Origin of the sequence: Pseudomonas sp. Irchel 3A7, from assembly GCF_900187565.1 — a bacterium.
Taxonomy (GTDB): domain Bacteria; phylum Pseudomonadota; class Gammaproteobacteria; order Pseudomonadales; family Pseudomonadaceae; genus Aquipseudomonas.
In genome coordinates this window covers 15,226-38,556 of sequence record NZ_FYED01000002.1, presented here as the reverse complement: position 1 = coordinate 38,556, position 23,331 = coordinate 15,226, and the positions used below count along the sequence as shown (strand labels likewise).

At 53.2% G+C, this 23,331-nt stretch carries 17 protein-coding genes and 2 pseudogenes; 6 read left to right on the top strand and 13 right to left on the bottom strand.

What is annotated here, in order from left to right; genetic code table 11:
- Nucleotides 1-13: 13 nt before the first annotated feature.
- A complete protein-coding gene (locus CKW21_RS02820) occupies nt 14-256 on the bottom strand; it encodes a DUF2798 domain-containing protein (RefSeq protein WP_095192506.1) in 243 nt (80 codons plus the stop codon).
- Nucleotides 257-483: 227 nt separating this feature from the next.
- A complete protein-coding gene (locus CKW21_RS02815) occupies nt 484-1,020 on the bottom strand; it encodes a carboxymuconolactone decarboxylase family protein (protein ID WP_095192879.1) in 537 nt (178 codons plus the stop codon).
- Between the two features lie 120 nt (nt 1,021-1,140).
- Between CKW21_RS02815 and CKW21_RS32155 the strand changes: the two genes are divergently transcribed.
- Together CKW21_RS32155 and CKW21_RS02805 are read left to right on the top strand one after the other, a co-directional pair.
- Nucleotides 1,141-2,055, top strand: a complete 915-nt coding sequence (locus CKW21_RS32155; RefSeq protein ID WP_095192505.1) for an AraC family transcriptional regulator — start codon at nt 1,141-1,143, stop codon at nt 2,053-2,055.
- Between the two features lie 489 nt (nt 2,056-2,544).
- Nucleotides 2,545-3,018, top strand: a complete 474-nt coding sequence (locus CKW21_RS02805; RefSeq protein ID WP_095192504.1) for a hypothetical protein — start codon at nt 2,545-2,547, stop codon at nt 3,016-3,018.
- 305 nt (nt 3,019-3,323) lie between these two features.
- Here CKW21_RS02805 and CKW21_RS02800 read toward each other — a convergent pair whose 3' ends face one another.
- Both CKW21_RS02800 and CKW21_RS02795 read right to left on the bottom strand, forming a co-directional pair.
- A complete protein-coding gene (locus tag CKW21_RS02800; RefSeq protein WP_095192503.1) occupies nt 3,324-3,884 on the bottom strand; it encodes a cytochrome P460 family protein in 561 nt (186 codons plus the stop codon).
- A gap of 369 nt (nt 3,885-4,253) precedes the next feature.
- Nucleotides 4,254-4,953: pseudogene (locus CKW21_RS02795) on the bottom strand (succinate dehydrogenase iron-sulfur subunit).
- A gap of 620 nt (nt 4,954-5,573) precedes the next feature.
- Between CKW21_RS02795 and CKW21_RS02790 the strand changes: the two are divergent.
- Nucleotides 5,574-6,833, top strand: coding sequence for an OprD family porin (locus CKW21_RS02790; protein ID WP_095192502.1), 1,260 nt, complete (start codon nt 5,574-5,576; stop codon nt 6,831-6,833).
- Between the two features lie 348 nt (nt 6,834-7,181).
- Here the strand turns inward: CKW21_RS02790 and CKW21_RS02785 are convergent, their stop codons facing one another.
- From CKW21_RS02785 to CKW21_RS02755, 7 genes are all read right to left on the bottom strand, one after another.
- Nucleotides 7,182-8,141: a LysR family transcriptional regulator gene (locus CKW21_RS02785; protein ID WP_095192501.1), complete on the bottom strand. Its 960-nt coding sequence runs from the start codon at nt 8,139-8,141 to the stop codon at nt 7,182-7,184.
- Between the two features lie 147 nt (nt 8,142-8,288).
- Nucleotides 8,289-9,809 (bottom strand): fumarate hydratase, encoded by a 1,521-nt coding sequence (locus CKW21_RS02780; RefSeq protein WP_095192500.1) that lies wholly within the window; start codon nt 9,807-9,809, stop codon nt 8,289-8,291.
- Nucleotides 9,810-9,827: 18 nt separating this feature from the next.
- Nucleotides 9,828-10,871, bottom strand: a complete 1,044-nt coding sequence (gene gtdA, locus CKW21_RS02775; RefSeq protein ID WP_095192499.1) for a gentisate 1,2-dioxygenase — start codon at nt 10,869-10,871, stop codon at nt 9,828-9,830.
- A gap of 24 nt (nt 10,872-10,895) precedes the next feature.
- Nucleotides 10,896-11,534, bottom strand: coding sequence for a maleylacetoacetate isomerase (gene maiA / locus CKW21_RS02770; RefSeq protein ID WP_095192498.1), 639 nt, complete (start codon nt 11,532-11,534; stop codon nt 10,896-10,898).
- 11 nt (nt 11,535-11,545) lie between these two features.
- Entirely contained in the window at nt 11,546-12,244 is a 699-nt protein-coding gene (locus CKW21_RS02765) for a fumarylacetoacetate hydrolase family protein (RefSeq protein WP_095192497.1), read from the bottom strand.
- Nucleotides 12,245-12,314: 70 nt separating this feature from the next.
- Nucleotides 12,315-13,514, bottom strand: a complete 1,200-nt coding sequence (locus tag CKW21_RS02760; protein ID WP_095192496.1) for a 3-hydroxybenzoate 6-monooxygenase — start codon at nt 13,512-13,514, stop codon at nt 12,315-12,317.
- 87 nt (nt 13,515-13,601) lie between these two features.
- On the bottom strand, nt 13,602-14,975 hold the full coding sequence (locus tag CKW21_RS02755; protein WP_095192495.1) for an MFS transporter: 1,374 nt from the start codon (nt 14,973-14,975) through the stop codon (nt 13,602-13,604).
- A 137-nt stretch (nt 14,976-15,112) separates the two neighbouring features.
- Between CKW21_RS02755 and CKW21_RS02750 the strand changes: the two genes are divergently transcribed.
- A complete protein-coding gene (locus CKW21_RS02750) occupies nt 15,113-16,048 on the top strand; it encodes a LysR family transcriptional regulator (RefSeq protein ID WP_218274027.1) in 936 nt (311 codons plus the stop codon).
- A 325-nt stretch (nt 16,049-16,373) separates the two neighbouring features.
- On the opposite strand, the pseudogene CKW21_RS02745 reads toward CKW21_RS02750, so the two are convergent.
- Both CKW21_RS02745 and CKW21_RS30280 read right to left on the bottom strand, forming a co-directional pair.
- A pseudogene (locus tag CKW21_RS02745) lies at nt 16,374-17,801 on the bottom strand (PLP-dependent aminotransferase family protein); the annotation flags it as partial.
- A gap of 633 nt (nt 17,802-18,434) precedes the next feature.
- Complete coding sequence (locus CKW21_RS30280) at nt 18,435-18,632, bottom strand: hypothetical protein (protein WP_141232880.1); 198 nt, start codon at nt 18,630-18,632, stop codon at nt 18,435-18,437.
- A 269-nt stretch (nt 18,633-18,901) separates the two neighbouring features.
- Here CKW21_RS30280 and CKW21_RS02740 point away from each other — a divergent pair, with 269 nt between their 5' ends.
- Nucleotides 18,902-20,101 (top strand): efflux RND transporter periplasmic adaptor subunit, encoded by a 1,200-nt coding sequence (locus CKW21_RS02740; RefSeq protein ID WP_095192492.1) that lies wholly within the window; start codon nt 18,902-18,904, stop codon nt 20,099-20,101.
- Nucleotides 20,102-20,125: 24 nt separating this feature from the next.
- On the top strand, nt 20,126-23,329 hold the full coding sequence (locus tag CKW21_RS02735) for an efflux RND transporter permease subunit (protein ID WP_095192491.1): 3,204 nt from the start codon (nt 20,126-20,128) through the stop codon (nt 23,327-23,329).
- Nucleotides 23,330-23,331 lie beyond the last annotated feature (2 nt).

Below are 23,331 nucleotides of genomic sequence, written 5' to 3'. Positions count from 1 at the left end.
AGACGGTTTGAGCCTACGGTCGGACAAAATTATCCTGCACGATAAAATCGGTTAACTTTCTGATCCATCGAGCTGCCAGTAGTACTACCGGCACTATGCTTAGCCAAGCCAAAAGCCAGTCACTTGACCACTGTAAAAAGAAGGTCTCGGCGTCTAGACTCTTGGGAGTTGCAATCAACGTAGCGACCGCGCAGGTGATTGCTGATTGAATTAGGCCGAACACATGCTGGTGATAGCGCCGCGTAATTGGGGGCATAAACTTTCTCCAGGGGAAAAATCGCCGTGTCGATATTTCGACACGGCGGGGCAACCGAGGTCATAGCCAGACGACCGAGCTGTCACACATGAAATGGCGCTGACGTTGCAAAAGTGCCGCAGAAAAAACGGCTTGAAATGTCGTCCAAGAAATTATATGTGACGAGATATAGTGGGTGGAAATTCAAGAAGTGTGCGGGCCCTTTGTTACTTTTTTATACAGTTCAGCTAGTCAATTTTGGGGAAATCTAAAGCAGGAGCCGCAACCCTATTGATTAGGTTGTAAAGAAAAATTCCGCCCATGGCGCTCATTACTTCTACAATCTGGGTGTCGTTGTAGCCGACCGCGCGGATTGCTGCCAAGGTGTCATCCGGTACTTCGCCTCTGGTTGTGATAAGTTCATGGGCGAAGTGCACTAGGGCGTCTAGCTTAAAGTTTTCATCATAACGTCCTGTACGTAACTTTTTGGTTTGCTCGAGCGTAAATCCCGCCATTTTGCCTAATGCAGTATGAGCTGCCAAGCAGTAGCTACAACCTGTAGTCTCGCTTACCACCAAGTTGATGGCTTCAATTTCTTGAGCGGACAGTGAACTGCTCTTCAGGGCGGTGTCATGGGCCAATATTCCGGCTAGCACTGCCGGCGAATTGCTCCCAATAGTGACATGGGTATTGGGGATCATACCGATAGAAGTTTTGATTGAGGCAAACAGTTCGGCGGCTTGGCCTGTGGCTTCCTTTGGGTGCAACGTGTACAAACGACTCATTATAAACTCCAATTTCATGGCGACATCACCCATATGGCGATGGTCCTATACTAGCTTTCATCACAACTCGCATCTGCATTCTGTCGTCTCAATCCTTTGCTTTAGGGTCTCAAAGAAAAAATGGACAGTCTGAGCCACTTCATTAGTTTGTTGGCACCCAAGGGGTCGGTTGATCTCCATTGCCGTTTCGCTGGTAATTGGTTTGAGGATCATCCCCAAGCTGAGCCCGGGTGCTTGCCCTATCACGTAATCCTAAGCGGCAAAGGCATAGTGGAGTTGGGCAACAAAAAATGGCTTCTGGCTGCTGGAGATCTGCTGCTGCTACCGAACGGGGCGCCTCACTTGTTGAAAGGGCTGACTGAGGGGGAGCCGATGGCTCTGATGGTCAGTCACCATAACGGTGTATTAACTAAGCGGGTCTCAGAGGGGGACGGGCCCGTGCTAGAAATGTTTTGTGGCGAGTTTAGGATTGGATCCTCAGGAAGCCTTCTACTGAATGGTTCCCCTGAGCTCATGCTGATTAGAACTGCCGAACGTCCGGACTGTGAGGGGTTGCGAATGCTGCTTGCTATGCTAGGCAGAGAAAGTGCCGACAACCAACCCGGAAGTAAGGTAATAGTCCGAGAGCTATCTACTACGCTTTTTACCTTAATACTGCGAGCCCTTATCACACAGATCGACGCGAAACCCGGCCTGCTGTCCCTGCTGGCCAGCTCCCGCTTAGCCCCGGCGGTGAGCTCCGTGCTGGCAGAACCCAACGGTAATTGGACCTTGGCGCATTTAGCGGATCGCTGCAATTTATCTCGTGCGACCTTTGCCCGTCACTTCAGCCGCTGTACATCGCTGACGCCGCAAGAGTGGGTCACTCAGGTTCGCATGACCCTGGGCGCACGACTGCTGATCCACGGGCCACAACCCATCGGTTCGGTGGCAGAGCAGTGCGGTTATCTTTCGCAAGCTGCTTTCAGCCGCGCCTTCAAGTTGTATCACGGTTTGAGCCCCGGCCAGTACCGATGCCAGCTGCGGTCCTATTAGCAGGCAGATACAAACAAATAAACCAAATGGAAATGGGAACCCAGCGTCGAGCGCCTATAAGAACGTGCTGGTACCGGAAAAGGCGCAATGAATACATCCTTTAAAGACTAATATCTTGGCAGTCAAAAAGGATTCGAGACCGCAAAATATTCCTATATATTGAGAATACCCCGTAGTGTTCCGATTTCTTCGATATGGCTAAGCAAGCAAGGAGCCAGTTCTAGTTCAAGATTCTGTGTTGGCTGTAAAACTGAGCTTTTTGTATTTTAGTGTGTTTGGAGGAGACTTGGTTACAATGGCTTACAAATATTTCTTTTTTTAATACATCACAGATACATGGCGACGGCTAAATGTTTTTTCCCGAGAAGGGTGACCCATGAAGAAAAGGGCAGTAGTGCTTAATCTCATACGCTTTCCTTTCCTCATTTATTTATTTCATCTTATGGCATGTCCTGTGCGGTTTAGCCGCAGACAATCCGGAGAAGTATCATGTCCCATTCATTTACGAATAAAATCAGCCGTGGATTGGCAATTGCCTTGACGGGAGGTTTGAGCCTCGCGTCTTCTGTGGCTTTTGCCGTGGAACCACTGCCTCAGGGATACCAGCTAGCCGCAATAGAAAAAACCGGAGAGGGTAAATGCGGTGAAGGCAAATGCGGTGAAGGCAAATGCGGTTCGAACGAAGCCATCAACAAAACTGCCAAGGCGAAAACCGCTGAAGGTAAGTGTGGTGAAGGCAAATGTGGCGACGCGATCTTCAATTCGGTCGATACCGATCATGATGCGCGAGTCTCGCTAGCTGAGTTCCTGGTCGTTGCTCCTAATGCACAGGCAGTGTTCGCAAAAAAAGACACTAACAAAGATGGCTATATTGACGAGATGGAGTCATACATCAGTGTCAAGGCGGCTTATAATGAAAACGGAAAAGAACTACCGAAAGGACTTTTTTCTACTAAAGATTAATATTTCTCATCGTTGATGCGCGTCTCCGCAGCCGCGGAGGCGCTTCTTTAAGAAGAGGCTCAATATGCCGGGCTATCAACTTGAAGATAAATTTAAAGGTGTGAAATAACAAGAATATTGCAATGTTTTTTGTTCTGGATTGCCTCGGTAGCGAATACTCTCGAAGCTAGGTTGTGTATGTCTGGAAAATGATTTGTCAAAGCGAATGCCTTCAGTCGGTCAGCTTAATAAGATTAGCAAGTAATCGCGAAAGCATTGTGTTACGGGCGCCTTCGCGATTAGTTAAAGTGTTGCACTCGTACATGTTAAGGAACGGTTTTTATCAAGGTCGGATAGCCTTTTGTAAATACCCAGCCAGTCTCCTTTGCGGGTATATGGCAGCCCAAACAGGTCACTTGAAATCCTTTGGAGACGTTAGTATTTGGATCTTTGGCTTCGTAGAGTGCCCAGCCCCAACCTTCCGCCCAATTGCCATTTCCCTTAAAACGCTCCTTCCGATCTTTGACCATTACGAACCACACAGTAACGTCGCCCGCCCATTGGGCCAAACCTGTGGTCTGCGATCCTTCCTCCACCTTGCGAATTTCCTTTACCAATACTGCACCATCTGGAAATTCAGATGTTTTTCTATAGATATCAACAACTTCTGGCTGTGTATAGACATCGTGAAACCCGTAGCCTGGCGCTTGCTTGTCACCTACCACCCAAGAACCAAGATGGCTCCAGGTTTTACGCACATCCACTGGGATGCTGATGTTACCGTCCTTATCTACATAATTTGCGTAGGTGTGTTCGTCAAGGCTCTCTGCGTAAGCATGAATATTCGCTGCTGCCAACAAAAATCCTGCAAGGGCTATACGTCTCATTATAAACTCCAAGTTTTTGGCTGGGACACCTCTCGGTGGATGGTGATTACCTGCCACGTATGGTGTTATCTCTGCCAGGTCTGGTTTTTTTGGCAGTAAGAGAATATCTCATACCACCTTTTTGCTTCATCATATAAGCTAATTAAACTTTTGAAGCACCATATCCCACGGCGCACTAGCAAGCGTTAAATTCCAGACACTAAGCAGGTAAAATTCCGCGAAAGAAAGCCTGAGCGCCTTATCCCTGCTGTAGGGTTGGATTGTTACCTGTCAGCCGTTGGTGCTAATTAAAATCTATCAGTTCATTCATAGGCGTTACCCAGGTGGCTTGGTTGATTTACATTAATTGGAGTTTGGTTTGGGTATTGATCATATGCCGTTAAGTCCTATCATCAATTCACGACGAATATGGCCTATTGCGTCCATATGAAATAGTCCTTTAGGGCAAACCCAAAATACTACGACATCGGAATACGCTAAACCGATCGTTCAGTCGACTCAGTCGCTCAGCTCTATCTTGATCCCGGCTATCAGTAAGAAACCGCCAAGCTTGCAATAACGCTGCCGGCCCTAAATATTTCTCGGGGTTCCACCACCAAGAAGGGCATTGAGAAGAGCAGCAGCCACATAAAATACATTCATATAACCCATCAAGACGCGCGCGTTCCTCTGGAGATTGCAGGCTCTCTTCTATAGACGGAGCAGGATAATGATTGATTAACCGAGCCTTTACAGTTTGGTATTTTTTGAAAAAAAGGTTTCGGTTCACTACCAAGTTCCTTATAACCGGCATATCTGGTAAGGGACGTATGATAAGCTCTTCATTCTCTATCGCTTCATTCGCGGGTGTGATGCAGGCGAGCCTGTTTTTCTCGTTGATATTCATGCCGCCCGAGCTGCAGACGCCTTCACGACAAGTACGGCGATACACCAATGTCGGCTCCAGTGTGTGCAAATATTCCAAAACATCCAATACCATCCGATTTCGCAAATCATCATGAACCGAAAACGTTTGCATGTAAGGAACAGCGTCGTATTCCGGGTGGGATCTATAGACCTGAATATTCATGGTTTAGAAAGCCTCGCGGTTTACACCTGACGAAGAAGTGTGGCTTAGCTTGAAGCAGAATAGTGATCTTGTTTTCGTTAAACCGTTCTATCTTGGAGTATAGACGATGTCAAAAATTAGGGGTTGAACAGGCAATTCTTGAAACCTTTAGAAATACTTTTAAATAGCCAGCCACTTCAAGCTGTAACATTAGCATTCGTCCTATTCGCGTGCACTCGAAATCTTCTGAGATTTTCTGTGAAAATCCATAAATCTGCCACTTGATGCGAGCCGTTCGGCTAAAAAGTTGGCAAAGTTAAAGTTAAAGTGATTTTTAGAATCATTGTCGATCGCATTTAAGCTTCTTGGTCTAATGCTGGATCTTAAACACCGTCGGTTTCGATTATTGGATCTATCGCAGTAGCGGCGACACTCTTTGTGCTCGACTTTATCTCACATACAAAATTTCGTATGAGACCATCAGAAAAATATCATTTTTATTGTATGCGATGCAGAGGGTTTAATCGAGCCGTCGATTCGCTGCTAGATCACGCTCATGAATAGCCACCCATTCCCCACGTGCGAATAGCCACGAACGTATTTCGAAGGGGGGTTGTCCGAATAATAAAAAGAGAGGCGACATGACTTACAACAATTGCAGTACCTGGATAGTGCTCTTCGCTAGTGTGAGCACGTGCTCAGCTCAGGCCCAAGAGTCCGGGTTTTTCCGAGACTCTACTGCGTCCTTACAGATGCGTAACTATTACTTTAATCGCGATTTCTCAGGCATCTTTGGCCCCAGCACGCAACCCAAGGCCGAAGAATGGGCTCAGGGCTTTATCCTTAACGTCAAATCTGGCTTTACAGACGGGCCTTTAAGTTTCGGTTTGGACGCTATTGGTACACTGGGCATTAAGCTGGATAGTAGCCCATACAGAACGAACACGGGTTTGCTGCCAGTTCAGGAGGATGGCGAGGCGACCGATGTATTTAGTCGCCTTGGCTTAGCGGGGAAGATGCGCCTGTCAAAAACCGAATTAAGAGTCGGAGAACTACAACCGAACGTGCCTGTGCTTGTATTCAGCGATATTCGCATCTTACCGCCCACTTACCAGGGGAGCAGCATAAGCTCCAACGAATTTAAAGGTCTGTCACTTCAGGCCGGTTACTTAAACAGCACCAGTCTACGTAATGAGGCTGGTGACGATAAGATCCAAGCTATGCTCGGCCATTTACCACAGCGCCATGCTTCGAGTGACGCTTTCAATTATGCAGGTGGTGACTATGCCTTCTCCACCAATCGTACATCCCTAAGCGTCTGGTATGCACAGTTGGAGGATATCTATATTCAGCGCTTTTTCGGTTTAAAACACACCCAGTCGATGGGGCGCTGGGTGCTAGGCGCCAACGCCGGTTACTTCGACTCCAACGAAGACGGCAGCAAGCTTATCGGTGAAATTGATAACCAAGCCTTTTTTTCCCTTTTATCGGCCAAGCTTGGCGGCCACACTTTTTATATCGGTTATCAAGCCATGTACGGCGATAGCTCTTTCCCTCGCGTATTCGCCAACATTAGTCCGCTGGGTAATGAAGTGCCGACCTACGAGTTTGCGTTCGCCGACGAACGCTCGTGGCAGGCGCGTTACGACTATAACTTCGCTGCCCTCGGTATACCCGGACTAGTGGCCAGCACTCGATACATTACAGGCGATAATGTGGATACCGGTAAGGGGTTCGAGGGCAAGGATTGGGAGCGCGATTTAGACGTCAGTTACGTCATACAGAGCGGTGTTTTCAAAAATTTTAGCGTACGTATACGCAACGTAATTGCGCGTTCTAATTACCGCTCTGATGTCAATGAGAATCGGTTGATTTTCAGTTATACTTGGGCACTATTCTAAACGTAGGTAAACCATGCTTGGATATATAGGCTCTTACGACTATCTAACCATTCTGTTTTGCACGTTTGCACGTTTGCACGTTTGCACGTTTGCACGTTTGCACGTTTGCACGTTTGTTCTTCCTATTGTGTATGGAGGCTATCAATCGCAAGGTCGCTGATCGTCAGTGCTTCGCGATATGGTAGGGGATTTAGTCGAACGATTGATTCGGCTGAAATAGTTCTAGCTGTGGATGTTGGCAATCAAAGTGACGATTAACAAGGTGTCACTTTTCGTATTCGCACCGCTTTGGATAAACGGACGCGTATCTTAAATTTGATACGAAGTGTCTCTGCTAGAATGGGAGGCTCATATATCATTTAGTTGTTGGCCAGTAACATAGCGGAGACCTTGATTGGTGGCCGCGGCCCTGATGCTTTCCAGCAATTGTGGAAGGCTCGGATCCGAGTACTGTTCATCACGCCAGCACATACCAAGAGAGCCGGTGGCATTCAGTTCGAAATTTAAGGAAGTCACAAGCCTGCGACGGGAGAAATGGTCAGCTACACGGTCAGAGGCAACCGATAGCATATCGCTATATTGCAAGAGCCAAAGGTTCCCAATCAACGAAGAAGATTCTATTCGGCACGGGAGCGGGCCTTGTCCTGCCCTGGTGAGCGCCATATCGAGGTTGGTGCGTATAGGCATAACTTTCGGCCAGACTATCCAATTATATAATCGAAGATCATCCCATCCAATATCATTTTTTAATGTTAGCGGATGGCTTGGGCGGCAAATCACTCGCATCGCCTCGTCATAAAGCTGTTCAGTTTGTATAGCCGGGCGCGGCGAATAGCTATCCAGTCTGCCAACGACTAGATCAAGCTGCCCTACTTCAAGTCGGTCGAGCAACTCGTCCATAGTGCCCTCTTGGAGTTCTACTTGGGCGTTAGGATGACGCTGCAAAAACTGCATGATGGCTGCGGGAACCAGGTTTGGCGCCGATGCAGGAGAAGTACCAATGGCGACCCTGTAAGAACTGCCATCTTGCATCGCCTTAAGGTTCATTTGTGCTCGATCCATTTCGCTCAATACCCGCCGAGCGTAACCTAACAACATGTGACCTTGAGCTGTGGGAGTCAATCCGCGAGCGTGGCGATCAAATAGAGGCGCACCTACGGACTCTTCAAAGTCCTTGAGCCATTTGGATACCGCAGGCTGAGTGCTGAATATTACCCTTGCAGTTTCAGTGACGCTGCCGCTTTCGGCGAGGCTGATCAGCATTTCCAAATGTTGCATGCGCAAACGGCGTATCCAATTGGGTGCCATGAGCCATCTCGTGAGAAGTAGGAGAATCTTCAGCGGTTTACTCGCGATATGTCAGTAGACCCACGCCAAACTAATCATGGGCCTGACCGTGACTAGAGACGTATTTCTGTCAAGGAAAATATCTCAGATATTATCGCGGAGACAAACTCAGTCGTTTGCTGCAATTGCAATCGCCGTAGTGCGCCAAGTGCGCGGTCCACTCTCGTGGACGCTATTTCCGCGGGTATCCACGGCCACTACTACGGGTAGGTTTTCTACTTCAAACTCATATATTGCTTCCATGCCGAGATCGCCAAAGGCCAAGACACGAGTTGATCGTACGGCCTTGGAAATCAAATACGCGGCGCCTCCTGTCGCCGCCAGATACACACAACCGTTTTTCATGATCGCGCTAATCGCCGCCGGTCCGCGCTCAGCTTTGCCAATCATTCCAAGTAGGCCAGTAGACATGAGCATTCGCTCAGCGAATTTATCCATCCGAGTAGAGGTGGTCGGACCGCAGGGACCCACCACCTCGTCTCGTACCGGATCGACGGGCCCTACGTAATAGATCATACGATTGCGAAAGTCGACAGGCATTGGCTCGCCGTGTAACAGCATTTCGTCTAAGCGCTTATGCGCGGCGTCGCGTCCGGTTAATAAGCGCCCCGACAGCAATAAGGTTTCACCGGCAGTCCATGTAGCTGCTTCCTCTCGACTCAGTGTGTTCAGATTGACGCGACGGCTAGCTGCGCCGTCGGGCAGGGGAAGATCCGGCCAGAGGTCAGGAGAGGGCGCCGCTAGCATAGCTGGACCGCTGCCATCTAGCTCGAAGCGACAATGCCGTGTTGCAGCGCAGTTCGGGACGATGGCTACAGGCATGCTTGCTGCATGCGTGGGATAGGTTGCGATCTTGACATCGAGCACAGTGGTCAGTCCGCCCAGACCCTGTGCGCCTATGCCTAGCGCGTTAATCCGATCATAAATTTCTATGCGCAGCGCTTCTAACGTGTTGGTCGGACCTCGAGCTTTGAGAGCGAGCATATCGAGCGGTGCTGTGAGGCTCTGTTTGGCCAGCAACATGGCTTTCTCGGCGGTTCCGCCGACTCCGATGCCGACTGTGCCCGGAGGGCACCAGCCGGCGCCCATTGACGGTACCATGTTGACGATCCAGTCCGCGACTGAATCGCTAGGCATCAGCACCGCGAACTTACTTTTGTTCTCGCTGCCTCCTCCCTTTGCCATCACATCCACGATGATAGTCTCACCTGGGACAAGTTCGACATGGACCACTGCCGGTGTGTTGTCGCCGGTATTGCGCCGCGTGAACAAAGGGTCGTCGACAATGCTCGCACGTAGCTTGTTCTCCGGGTCAAGGTAGGCACGACGTACGCCTGCATTGGCTGCATCTACGATGCTCGATGGGAACCCTGAAAGTCGGACGTTCATGCCGACGCGGATAAAGATATTGACAATACCCGTGTCTTGGCAGATTGGGCGCTTGCCTTCCGCACACATGCGGGAGTTAATTAGGATCTGGGCAATTGCCTGTTTCGCCGGTTCACTGGCCTCACGCTCATAAGCGGCGGCTAAGTGCTGGATATATTCAATCGGGTGATAGTGACTAATGAACTGCAAGGCTGAGGCGATGCTGTCAACAAAGTCTTCACATGAAACGATGGTAGTCATGTAAGTGCCCTCTACTTCTCAGAAACGTTGCTCTCGGAACAGGCCGAGCTTCTCCTGCGCGACTCTGTCCGAGTACGAGAACAACACAAGATCCTGAATTGCGTGTAGCGTGAAACGACTCCAACCTGGAACTACGACGATATCGTGTGGCGCAAATTCGAGCCGTTGATCGCCGATCACTATGTAGCCATTGCCTTCTACGCAAATGAAGACGGTGCTGTCCGTCGAACGATACGGCAACGTCGTGAAGCCGGATGGGACCAGTCGGATCATGGTGGCGATGGTCGGCATGGCCCAGCCGCCGTCTACCGGATTTGTGTAGCGCATGAGATAACCGCCGTGCGGATCGGGCGCTCCGGCCCGTGCCAACGCGAACAACGCGTCGCGCGTGCGCGCATAGGGATAGTTGAAGACCGGGGAATTCAACGTGGACGGCTGGTAGCCCACGGGCAATAGGCCTGTGCCATAGCGCGCAAGCGCATCGCCTGTCGGTCGGGTGACTGGCGCTTCGTCGGAGTCGAACTCCTCGCGGAAGCCCCCGTTGAAGAACGACACGATGGGAATATCAAGGCCATCCACCCAGACCATGGGCGCATTGCCTTCGTGGCCATGATGGTGCCACGTCCACGCTGGCGTGATGACGAAATCACCTGGTTCCATGTACGTCTTTTCGCCATCCACGGCCGTGTAGGCGCCAGAACCCTCTATGATGAAGCGCAGTGCCGACTGGGTATGGCGGTGCGCAGGGGCGACTTCACCGGGTAGAATCAGTTGAAGACCGGCATACATCGTGTTGGTGATGCGCGAGGTGTCCGGAAGGCCGGGGTTCTCCATCAACAGCACGCGCCGCTCTGCTTCCTCGGCCGAAATCAGCGTTGCCGATTCCATCAGGTACGGACGGGTCGTGGCGTAGGGCCAGCGGTGCGCCACGCCGGTGGGTGTCGGTTGCAAAGGAATCAGTTTGCGCAGGCGCGTCCAAAGGGCGGCCATTGCGTGTGGTTCCAGTTCGCGATAGAACTCTTCGCGACGGGACAGCAGGTCGGAGGAGGAAAGGGTGCTCATGATTGAATGTCTCCTGCAGCGTTATCAGTGGGCAGCTACGTAATCGGGTTGGGCATTCGGCGCTGCCACGCGGAATGCCACGTGACGCATGCAATATTCATAGGCGCGGCGGACGCGGGGGAACGGGTCCAGGCTGAACTGGACACGTAGCGCATTGGCGACTTGCGGCACCAGGCAACAGTCGGCAAGGGTGGGCGCATCGCCGACGCACCAGCCACCGTCCTCGGGCAGCCACGGCTCCAACGCGCTGAAGCCGGCGCTGAGCCAATGTTCGACCCATTCGGACTTGCCGGCGTCGGTGATGCCAAAGTGCGTGCTGAGGTACTTCTGCACGCGCATATTGTTCAACGGGTGCATGTCACAGGCGATGGTCAACGCTAGTTCCAGTACCCGTGTGCGGGCCGGACCGTCGGCGGGAATCAGCCGCGGATCTGGCCATTTGCGATCGAGGTAGTCGATGATCGCCAATGATTGCGTGATGGTTTGCTCGCCATCGTGCATCGTCGGAACCAACCTGTTCGGATTGAGCGCCTGATACTCGGAATGGTGCTGTTCACCTGCGCGCAGGTTTACGCCGATCGGGTTCCAGTCGATGTTCTTCAGCGCCATGGCGATGCGCACCCGATACGCTGCGGAACTGTTGAAGAAATTGTACAAATCCATGGTCGCCACCTTCAGACTACGTGCACTTCGACTTCGCAGAGCCCGGTGACGCCGCCGCGCATGACCTCTCCACTTCGCACCGGCCCGATACCTTCGGGGGTACCGGTGAAGATGAGATCGCCTGGATACAGTTCAAAGAACATCGACAGGTTTGCGATGATCTCGGGCACTGACCAGATCAGTTTGTTCAAGTCACTGCGCTGGCGGTCCTGTCCATTGACCTGCAGCCAGATTTCTCCGGTGGCGGGATGGCCGACTTCGCTGACAGGATGCAGAAGCGAGACCGGGGCGGACTGGTCAAAACCCTTACCGAGCTCCCAGGGGCGACCCCGGTCGCGCGCCGCGATTTGTAGGTCGCGCCGCGTCATGTCGATGCCGACGCCATAACCCCAGATGTGTTCATTGGCATGTTCGAGCGAGATGTTGCATCCCGAGCGGCCGATCGCGACCACGAGTTCGATTTCATAGTGGAACTCCTCAGTCGCCGACGGATAGGCGATTTCGGCGCCGGCGCCTAGGGGGGCGACCACGATCGCATCGGTGGGCTTGCAGAAGAAGAAGGGCGGCTCCCGGCTCGGGTCCATGCCCATTTCGCGCACGTGCGCGGCGTAGTTGCGACCGACACAGTAGATGCGACGCACGGGAAACTGTCCGTTGCTACCAGCCACGGGGATAGTGACGGCGGGAATGGGGGGAATGACGAAAGACATGTGGGACTCCAGATTCAGGATCTGCAAATTCGGGATTCAGGTTTGATATCAGGGATGCGGGCAGTAAGCGTCACACGGACAGGCACGTTTCGGCCTTCCAGCCGTACAGCCAATCCAGCGAGTCATAGAAGCGCTCTGGTGAGCGGCCTTTCCACAGGGAATTACGCACCAGGCGTTCGACGCCGGATGCGTGGCAGAGACGGCCGAACTCGCGGGTGGACAGAACGACGCGAGCAGTGCGGGTGATGCGTGCGTCCTGGTACAACGAAAGTGCGCGCGGCAGATCGCCGTCGCACGCGCGCACCGCGGCACCGAGTGTGACGGCGTCTTCCATAGCCATGCATGCACCCTGTGCGAGGTACTGAAGCAGCGGATGCGCGGCATCGCCGAGCAGCGTGATGCGACCTTGAGTCCATTGACCGACAGGCTCGCGGTCTGCCGTAGCCCAGCGCCGCCAAGTCGATGGCAGGGAGAGCAGGCTGAGCGGCCGGGCATCGATGCCTTGGAAGTAAGACTGCACCTCATCCTCGCTGCCCTCGCTGACGCCCCAGGTTTCCTGACGGCTGCTGTGGAACGTCACCACGAGGTTGTACTGCTCGCCGGCGCGGACTGGGTAGTGCACTACGTGGCAGTTCGGCCCAACCCAGAGCACCGGTGCGTTCCATTGCATGTCACGCGGAAAATGCTCGGCATCGATCACCGCGCGGTACACCACGTGCCCCGATACACGCGGTGGGTCGCCGACCAGTTGCTCACGGACGGCGGACTTCACACCGTCGGCACCAATCAGGGCACAGCCGTGGTAACGATGACCCTGTTCGTCGAATGCGGTTACACCGTCCCCTGATTGCTGGACCTCGGTGATGCGTGTTGCGGTGACAAATTCAATACGATCGGTCTCGCGCACCCCTTCGAGCAGTGAATTGTGGATGTCTGCGCGGTGCGTGACTGCATACGGATTGCCAAAGCGCTTGCGAAAGGCTTCGCCGACGGGGATGTCGACAATGGTTTCACCGTCGATGGCATCGATCATCCTCATGTGATCGGTGTAGACGGCGTGGCTGCGCACGCGCTCGCCCGCGCCAAGAGCGTCCAAGGCAGCGAAGGCATTGGGGCCGAGCTGCACACCGGCGCCAATTTCACCGATGGCCGCGGCCTGCTCCAGCACCTTGACATGGAAACCCTCGCGCGCCAGAGCGAGCGCTGCGGCGAGACCTCCGATGCCACCACCAACTACGAGCACGGGGGCTGATTGACTGAAAGTACGCATGACACTCCTTATTTCTTGGGCCGACATTTGCCACGACGATGCGTGACCGACGTCCCGTACAATGGTTGAGATGAATGAAACGGGGGGCTACTGGCCGTTCTGTGCTACCGACAACGTGGTGTCCGCCGCCGACGTGTCATCTTGTGCCGTCGGCACTGTGCGCAGCACGAGGATCGCGACGGCCGCAATGGCGGCCGGAACGGCGCTAAACAGAAAGATCGTCTTGATGCTGAAACCGCTTGCAAGTAAGGCGCCGACGAGAAGCGGACCGGCTACCTGGCCCATGCGGCCAAGGGCCATTGCCCAGCCCACGCCGGTGGCGCGCATACCGCTCGGATAGCTCATCACCGCCACGCTGAGCAACCCCGAACTTCCGGCCCCCATGAAAAAGCCGGACAGCGTCGCTGCGATTGCAAGTGAAGTCAGCGATTGCGTGAAATAACCGAGTGGCGACACGCTGAGCGCACCGAGCATAAACAGCAGTGGTAGCGTCAAGTACGGACCGAAGCGGTCCACGAGGCGACCGCCTGCGGCGGTGCCGGCCACGCTGCCGAGATTGATCAAGGCGACCACGATCGCGGCATCCTGTTCTCCGACTCCCTCGCCGCGCAGCAACGCAGGCGTCCACAACACCAGCACGATCAACAGCACGAAACACATGAAGAAGCCAGCCCAGAGCAGGAGCGTGGGAACGAGCCGCCCCCTTGAAAGCAGTTGCCTGAACGGCAGGCCGCGCACGTTTTCCTCGGCATCGACATAGGTGACATGACGAACCAGTGCTGACTGGCGACCTGCAATGCGCGCAACGATGGCGTGCACTGCATCCTGGCCGTCCTTGCGTCGGAGTAAGAACGGCAGCGATTCGGGCAGGCTCGCGATCACCAGCAGTGCAAGACACATCGGCAGCAGGCCACCGAGATAGAACAAAGCTGGCCAACCATAGTGCGGCATGATGTACGAGCTGGCGAGCGCACCCACGGCACCGCCCAGCGGAAAACCGGCATAAAGGATGCCGGTCATCATGCCACGCATGGGCCGCGGCGTGTATTCAGCAGACAACGACAGCAGGTTGGGAATGGCACCGCCAAGGCCGAGGCCGGCGAGAAACCGTACCAGTAGGAGATCCGGTAGCGTGTGTGCATGGGGTGTGAGCAGAGAGAAGACCGAGAAAATCAGGATCGCGCTTGCCAGCAGCCGGCGGCGGCCAAAGCGGTCAGCCAGCGGGCCGAACAGGAAGGCACCAATCATGGCGCCTAGCAGACCCGCTGAGAAGACCTGCCCGAATAGTGCGATGGGAATATCAAGCGAGGAAGACATAGCCTTGGCTGCAAAGCCGATCGCCTGGGTATCGAAGCCATCCATCAGTACGATGAGGAAGCATACGGCGAAAATGCGAAGCCGGTAGGCTCCTAGGGGGCGTGCGTCAATGACCGACGCAATGTTGGTAGGGGGCAGGTACATATATCTCCTTTCAGGCACTTTTTGTTTTTGTGTGGGACCTGGTCCGGTCAGCCCTTGTCGCGCTGCGGATTAACTCGGATGGCGGGAGTTTCGTGTTCTACTTATAATTCTGCAATCCAATGACGAGAATGACTGTCATGCATGAAGTGAATAATTTCGACTTTAACCTGCTCCGCGTATTTGATGCGTTGTGGCGGCAAGGGCACTTGGGCAGGGCGGCGGAAGAAATCGGTGTGAGCCAGCCAGCCATGTCGCACGCATTGCAGCGGATGCGCGAGCAGCTCGGCGATCCGCTTTTCCTCAAGGTGCGCACGGGCATGCAGCCGTCGCCGCGCGCGGTGGCGCTGGCACCTGTGGTGCAAAGTGTGCTGTTGCAGTTGAGGGAGCACCTGTTGACGGTGCCGCACTTTGAGCCGGCAAGCGCGCGCAGGACCTTTACGTTGGCGCTGTCGGACGTGGGCGAAGCAGCATTCTTGCCGCGCCTGCTGGCTCGAATAATGAAAGAGGCGCCCCATGTGGACGTGTGCACGGTGTCGGCACGGCACACGGACATCATGGGGCAGCTTGAACGCGGCAAGATTGACCTCGCCATTGGCTACTATCCGGATCTCGGTGGTTCGGATGTGTTCCAGCAGCGTCTATTCCGACACGGGTTCGTGTGCTTGGCACGCAAAAACCACCCGATCGCCCAGGGACGCATTTCGATGGAACAGTTCCGGGCGCTGCCCCATGCGGTGGTTCAGAGCGAAAGCCGGAGCCAGGAGCTAGTCGAGGAATATCTGCGCCAGCACGGAGTCGTGAGGCGCGAGCTGCTGCGTTCTCCGCATTTCCTCAGCATTCCGCTCGTAATTGCTTCGACCGATCTCGTCGTTACGGTGCCCCTGCCGGTGGGGGAATTGTTCGCGCGCATTGCTGATGTGCAGTTCCTCGAGCCACCCATTCCGATTCCCGCTTTCGATCTCAGGCAGCATTGGCACCGATGTCAGCATAACGACCCTGGAAATCGCTGGCTGCGGTCGCTTGCGCAAGAACTGTTTGGTGTAGCCGATGGCGATATTGGCTCGGTCGGTTGAGACTGAACGCCGTTTTCCCCTTTGCTAAAACCGACAGGAGCCATTATCAGGCTAGGGATCCGTTCAGCTGAAAATCCCGCGATAATGCGTGGGCTAAGCATGCCGGTCATCAGGTGTCTTCGAGTCCCTTCCCCTTTGCAATAGCAGCGTGGCCGGAGAGGGGCTGCATGCGTGAGAGTCGGTAAGCTTAATTTTCATATGCTGGGAAGGTATCGCCTCGGTTTCGATTTATACACTAGGGGGCTCGCGTCTGCAGAGCACTCGAAATCGGCAAAACGGATACTGTCTTTTCGGATCCACTCTGGGAAATAGAATCACTCTGATCTATTTGAAGAAGTATGTCGCGCAAGCGATCGAGCGCAGGATCAATGTCAAGGGTTTCAATTGAGCCGAACCCCATTAGCAGGCCATTTTTTGGAGCTTCCTGGTAAAAAAAACCTTCGATTGAGTAGAGACCTACCTCGACTTTTCTAGCTAACTCAATCAAAAGCTTGAGGTCAATTGGCTTCTTGAAAAGCGCTGCGATGTGAAATCCGGCCGTAGTGTGAATAGCATCCAACCAAGGTGAAAGGTTTCCATTGAGTCGGCTCAAAATACGCTCTCGGCGCCCCGCATAAATGCTGTGGCAACGACGGATGTGCTTCTGCAATTCTCCGTCGGACATGAACTTAGCCAAGGCCCATTGTGGCAAAGTGGAGGTATGCCAATCCGTGAATTGCTTCGCCTTAATCACAGCTTCAAGTATCGCCGGTGGGAGCACTGCGTAGCCAAGTCGAAGCTCTGGGAGCATTGTCTTTGAAAAGGTGCCAACAAAAGCGACGATCCCGTACTCGTCCATACTTTGCAGCGAGTCGGTAGGAATTCCCTCATACCTGAACTCACTGTCGTAATCGTCTTCAATGATTATGGCGCCGAGCTCTTTAGCGCGATTCAAGAGAGAGAGACGTCTTTCCAGGCTCATGGGCATGCCCAGCGGGAACTGGTGGGCCGGCGTGACGTAAATTAACCGGGTTTGGTCGGGAATGAGGTCTACACGTATGCCGTCTTCGTCCACCGGAACACCTACGACCTTCGCGCCTTGGGAGGCGAACAGCAATCTAGCAGGTGAATAGCCTGGATCTTCAATAGCAACGATACTGCCCTTTTCCAGAACTACTCGGGATATTAGATCCAAAGCTTGCTGTGTTCCGTTGCATACAACCACGTCGCTGTCCTGACAAACCACTCCTCTACAGAAGGCGATATGCTGGGATATCGCACTACGTAAGGCGGGCAGCCCTTCTGCGTAACTGTAGAAGCCCACAGTACGTTGCATTTGGCGCAAACCGAATTGAACACACCTGCGCCATTCATCATGAGGGAATTGGCCTTTACTCGTTGCGCCGCCGACAAACTCGCGCTTCAAGGTCCCGGTGAGAGTTGGGTCAGGTAAAGGAGACTGGAGTGTTCGCCAAGCATTAATAGTTTCGGCGCTTGCGAGCTCGGACGCATTTTGCTTTCGGAGAGCCTTTATAGGACGAGAATTAACATAGGTACCTTTGCCGACCTTACCGATCAGGTAGTTTTCGTAGGTTAGTTGGGCATAAACGTCGGATATGGTTTTGCGTGAAATGTCTAGCTGTTCTGCAAGCAGCCTTGTCGGTGGCAATTGCAAGCCAGAAGCCAATCGGCCGCTTTCGATCGCTCCGCGCAATTGTCTATACAACTGGCCGGCCAAATCTTTACGACCCACGATGACAACATGTAATTCCATACCGCGGGGCTCCTTAGGCTTGAAGAAAAGAGCATGACGCTTGCCTGCGTTGAAGGCCAGTGGCTAGGCAGCGGTACACTGTTATTTCTCAGTATTGGCCTGGCTCGGTGATTTGGCAAGTTTGGTATAAATGTGAATGGAGTAATGATAATATTTGAAATTGGATGTTGATCTGGAGAGCTGCTGCGGGTGAAATGTGCAAGTGAAGTTCTGCGATTTGCGTTAATGTGGCTTAATATAGAATCAGAAGGCGGTTTTTCTATTTTGATTGAGCGCTTTCAGTTGAGTTGCAAGCTTGCTCCTTTAGGCCCGGCTATTTAAGCGGGTCTTTTTTTTGATAATATCCAGTGGGCTTTTGCGTGTCGTAAAAAAACTAGCCAGTAATACCAAATTTCATCTGGTCTGAGCAGGTTGCTTTTATGCTGAGCTTTGGTGCGTGCTGTAAAGTCAACTTACGGTCAGATTAGAGTATTCTATGGTTTTGTACTCTGTTTGGTGTCTTTAGGGTCGTAGGTCTAATGTATGTAATGATTTTATACACGCATGCCGGACATTATAAAGCAAACGCAAAAAAAAGCTCTCGTATCACGAGAGCTTTAATCTGCATTCTAGAGCCTTGGAAGCGCTGGTCAGTCAGCTACTTTTTGATTTTTCTTCGACATCGGATTTCGCCGTATTCTGATTGGTGTATTTTGCCTTCTCTTGCGCAGCTATTGCTTCCTGCACACGAATTACATTTCTTTCGAAAACTCTATCGCCTCCATTTTCAGCAAAAGCCATAGAACTCAGTGCAGACAAGAGCAGGGTAGATGCAACGATAAGCTTCTTCATGATAATGCCCTTCGAGTAGTGCCACGGAGTGTGGCTTGAGGTTTTAGGCTATTCGAGTGGACACCACCTTGAAATATCCAATGCTCAAAAAAAAATGCTGACCAATTAAAATTTAGGTGCCGCTGGTGTAGTAAATCGGTATGCCGATTTTATGTGGGATTGGATGTTTCGGGGCGCGATTTGAGTGTTTATCTTAGCAGCGTGAAGAATTAACCAACTGACGTTATAACTGCTCAGTAGTACTCAACTTTCAGATGCCGAGATCTAAAATGAAGACCTCAAAGACAATGGCCAAAAAAAATAAAACTGCACTCGCCGTCAGCGTATTGATTGTATTGGGAGTGGGCAGTTATCAAATCCAGGAGCCTGTCGCTGCTCCTGCACCGCAAGCGGCAAGCGTCGCGACACCCGTAACCGTCGAGGAGGTAGTAGAAAAACCGGTTATCGAGTGGAGCGATTTCTCAGGCCGAATTGAAGCGATTGAGCACGTAAAAATACGACCTCGGGTCAACGGCACTATTGACGTCGTGCACTTCCAGGAAGGGCAGGTTGTCAACAAAGGGGCACCTCTGTTCACGATTGACCCTCGTCCTTACCAAGCTGTCTTGGCGAAAGCGGAAGCTACCCGAGAGAGCGCAAAAGCGCGACTTGCGTTGGCAAAAATTGAACTGGCGCGCTCAAGCAAATTGATTGTCGAGCGTGCGATTTCTCAGCGTGAAAAAGATCAAAGCGCCAGTGAACTGCTTAAGGCACAAGCAGCGCTAAGTGCAGCGCAAGCCGACGTCCTCAGTGCTCAGCTCAATGTGCAATACACCACCATCACTGCTCCTGTTACCGGACGTGTTTCCCGCGCCGAACTTACCGTAGGTAACCTCGTGGGTACAGGCCAGGACGCTCCCGTCCTGACCACCGTCGTGTCGGTCTCGCCGGTATACGTGAATTTCGAACTCGATGAAGCCAGTTATATTCGCTTTGCTCGTAACGGCGCTAAAGGCAGCACCGGCGTCAACAGCCTGCCAGTTTTAATGGGGCTATCAAACGAGACCGACTACCCGTACAGCGGACGCATCAAGTCTCTGGACAATCAACTCGATCGTCAGTCAGGAACCCTCAGAGTGCGTGCGGTGTTCGATAACACCAACGGTGATCTCACGCCTGGCATGTACGCTCGCGTCCGTACCGGTGATTCCGCACCACGACCTGCGACGTTGATACGCGATCAAGCCGTTGGCACCGACCAGTCAAAAAAATACGTCTTTGTAGTCACTTCGGAAAACAAGGTGACCTACCGCGAAGTTTCGCTAGGTCCGGTGATTGATGGTTGGCGTGTTGTACGTTCGGGTCTCTCCAAAGGCGAGCGCATCGTCGTAGAAGGTTTGCAAAAAATCCGACCTAACGACCTGGTTGACCCGCAGCCGGCTGCTAATGCAGTTGCCATCAGCGCCGAAAATCAACCTGGTAGATCCTGACACGGTCATAGAGGAGAGGCACTCATGAACATTTCGCGTTTTTTCATTGATCGCCCGATTTTCGCTGGAGTCCTCTCTGCGATCATCTTCATAGCAGGTCTGATTGCTATTTTTAATCTGCCCATATCTGAGTATCCCGATGTCGCGCCACCATCGGTCGTGGTGAAGGCTCAATATCCCGGTGCGCACCCTCAGACTATTGCCGAGACAGTTGCAACGCCCATGGAGGAGCAGATCAACGGTGTGGAAGGGATGCTGTACATGAATTCCCAGGCCACGCCTGACGGGCAACTGACGCTGACGGTGACGTTCAAGCTCGGCACCAATCCCGACCTTGCGCAGCAAATGGTGCAGAACCGGGTAAACCAGGCATTGCCGCGCCTGCCCGAAGCGGTGCAGCGCCTTGGCGTCACCACTCTTAAAAGCTCGCCTGACCTCACGATGGTTGTGCACTTGCGTTCACCCAACGAACGCTATGACATGCAGTACCTTCGCAACTATTCCCTGATCAATATCAAGGACCAGCTCGCACGTCTCCCAGGTGTCGGCCAGGTTCAAGTGGCGGGCTCGGGCGATTACGCGATGCGTATCTGGCTCGATCCGCGCAAGCTGGCGGCCCGCAACCTGGCCGCCGGTGATGTGGTGCAGGCGCTGCGTGAGCAGAATGTAAACGCCGCAGCCGGAGTGATCGGTGCATCGCCTTCTGCGCCCGGCGTCGACTATCAGATTTCGGTAAACGCTCGTGGCCGATTGACAACAGAAGAAGAATTCCGCGATGTGATTGTCCGTACCTCGGCGGACGGCCGCGTCACGCGTTTGCGTGATGTTGCCCGGGTAGAACTTGCGGCTGGCGAATACGCGTTGCGCACGTTGGTCGACAACAAGCAGGCTAACGCCATCCTCATCTACCAACTGCCAGGTTCCAACGCGCTGCAGATTTCCGACAATGTGCGCAAGACCATGGCCGAACTGAAAAAGGACATGCCTGAAGGCGTGGACTATCAGGTGATCTACGACCCGACGCAATTCGTTCGCTCTTCGATTGATGCGGTTATTCATACGCTGCTTGAAGCCATCGTGCTGGTCGTTCTAGTTGTCATTATTTTCCTCCAAACATGGCGTGCCTCGATCATTCCGCTGCTGGCCGTACCGGTATCGGTGGTGGGTACATTCGCCATCATGTTGATGATGGGATTTTCGATCAACGCGTTGAGTCTGTTTGGATTAGTGTTGGCCATCGGGGTCGTGGTCGACGATGCGATCGTAGTGGTCGAAAACGTCGAACGTAATATCGCCCTCGGTCTGTCGGCCCGAGACGCGACCTACCAGGCTATGCGCGAAGTATCGGGGCCGATCGTTGCGATCGCGTTGACCTTGTGTGCGGTTTTCGTGCCGTTGGCGTTCGTCAGTGGGCTCAGCGGACAGTTCTTTAAGCAGTTCGCCTTGACCATTGCCATTTCCACTGTGATCTCCGCGTTCAACTCCTTGACCTTGTCGCCGGCCTTGGCTGCCATGCTGCTCAAGGGGCACGACGCGCCAAAGGATGCGTTTCAAAAAGCATTCGATAAAGTTTTCGGTGGCTTCTTCAAGCACTTCAACCGGCTGTTCGGTCGCGCCTCCGATAACTACGGGACAAGTGTTTCCAAGGTACTCAAGCGCAAGTCACTGGCGTTGCTGGTTTACGGCGTATTGGTCGTTGTGGCTGTGTTGATTTTCAACAAGGTACCGGCAGGATTTGTCCCGCCACAAGACAAACAATACCTGGTGGGCTTTGTTCAACTACCTGACGCCGCTTCCTTGGATCGTACTGAAGCCGTGTTGCGCGACATGACCAGCACTGCACTTGCAGTTCCGGGCGTGGAGGCTGTTACCGGTTATGCCGGCTGGACCATCAACGGCTTCGTCAGCAGCCCTAATTCCGGTGTTGCATTCTTCGTGCTCAAGGATTTTGCCGAGCGTAAAGGACCCGGCATGACGGGCAATGAAATTGCTGCCCAGCTCAATGCCAAATTCGGCGATATCAAAGGCGCCTACACCGCAGTATTTCCGCCGCCACCCGTGTCCGGCATGGGTAACGTAGGCGGCTTCAAGTTGCAGTTGCAGGACCGGGCCGCGCTCGGCACACCGGCATTGAATAATGCGCTGCAGGCCTTCATGGCCAAGGCCAAACAGGCACCTGAACTTGCCGGCATGTTCTCCAGCTTCCAGATGAACGTGCCGCAACTGTATGCCGATGTCGACCGAACTCGTGCCCAGCAGTTGGGGGTTTCAATCCCGTCGGTATTCGAAACACTGCAAATCTACCTGGGTTCGATATACGTCAACGACTTCAACAAATTCGGGCGCACCTTCCAGGTCAAGGTTCAGGCTGACGCCGAATTCCGCGGTCACGCTGAAGACATTGGGTTGTTCAAGGCACGTAGCGATAAAGGTGACATGGTACCGCTTGCGTCGGTGTTGAAAATGACCCAGACCTATGGTCCGGATCAGGCCATGCGCTACAACGGCTTCCCTTCGGCAGACGTTAGTGGCGGACCAGCTCCAGGATACAGCAGCGGCCAAGCGCTGGAAGCGATCGAACGCATTGCTGCCGAAACATTGCCGCGGGGCATAGGGTACGAGTGGACCGAGCTTACCTACCAGAACAAGATCGCCGGCAACACGCTGTTCATCATCTTACCTTTGTCGATGCTGCTGGTTTTCTTCGTGCTCGCCGCACAGTATGAAAGCTTGACCCTGCCAATAGCTGTTTTGCTGATTGTTCCAATGGGCATCCTATCCGCTATCGCCGGAGTTTGGTTGACCGGAGGTGACAACAACCTGTTCACGCAAATCAGTTTCGTGGTGCTCGTGGGCCTGGCATGTAAGAACGCGATTTTGATTGTCGAGTTCGCTCACGAACTGGAACACCAAGGTCGCTCGATTCGACAGGCTGCAATCGAAGCTTCGCGTCTACGCCTGCGGCCAATCTTGATGACTTCCATTGCATTCATCGCTGGTGTTGTGCCTTTGATCATCTCTAGTGGTGCTGGTGCAGAAATGCGTCAAGCCATGGGCGTCGCGGTATTCACCGGAATGATTGGTGTGACGTTTTTTGGCTTGTTCTTGACCCCAGTTTTTTACGTGCTTCTAAGGCAGTTGTCGGTACGCTTCTCACGCCCTAACAAAGAGTTACTTGTAAACACCGCGCAAGAACCAGTCTCTCATCCAGTTATTCGGGAGGTTTGAGC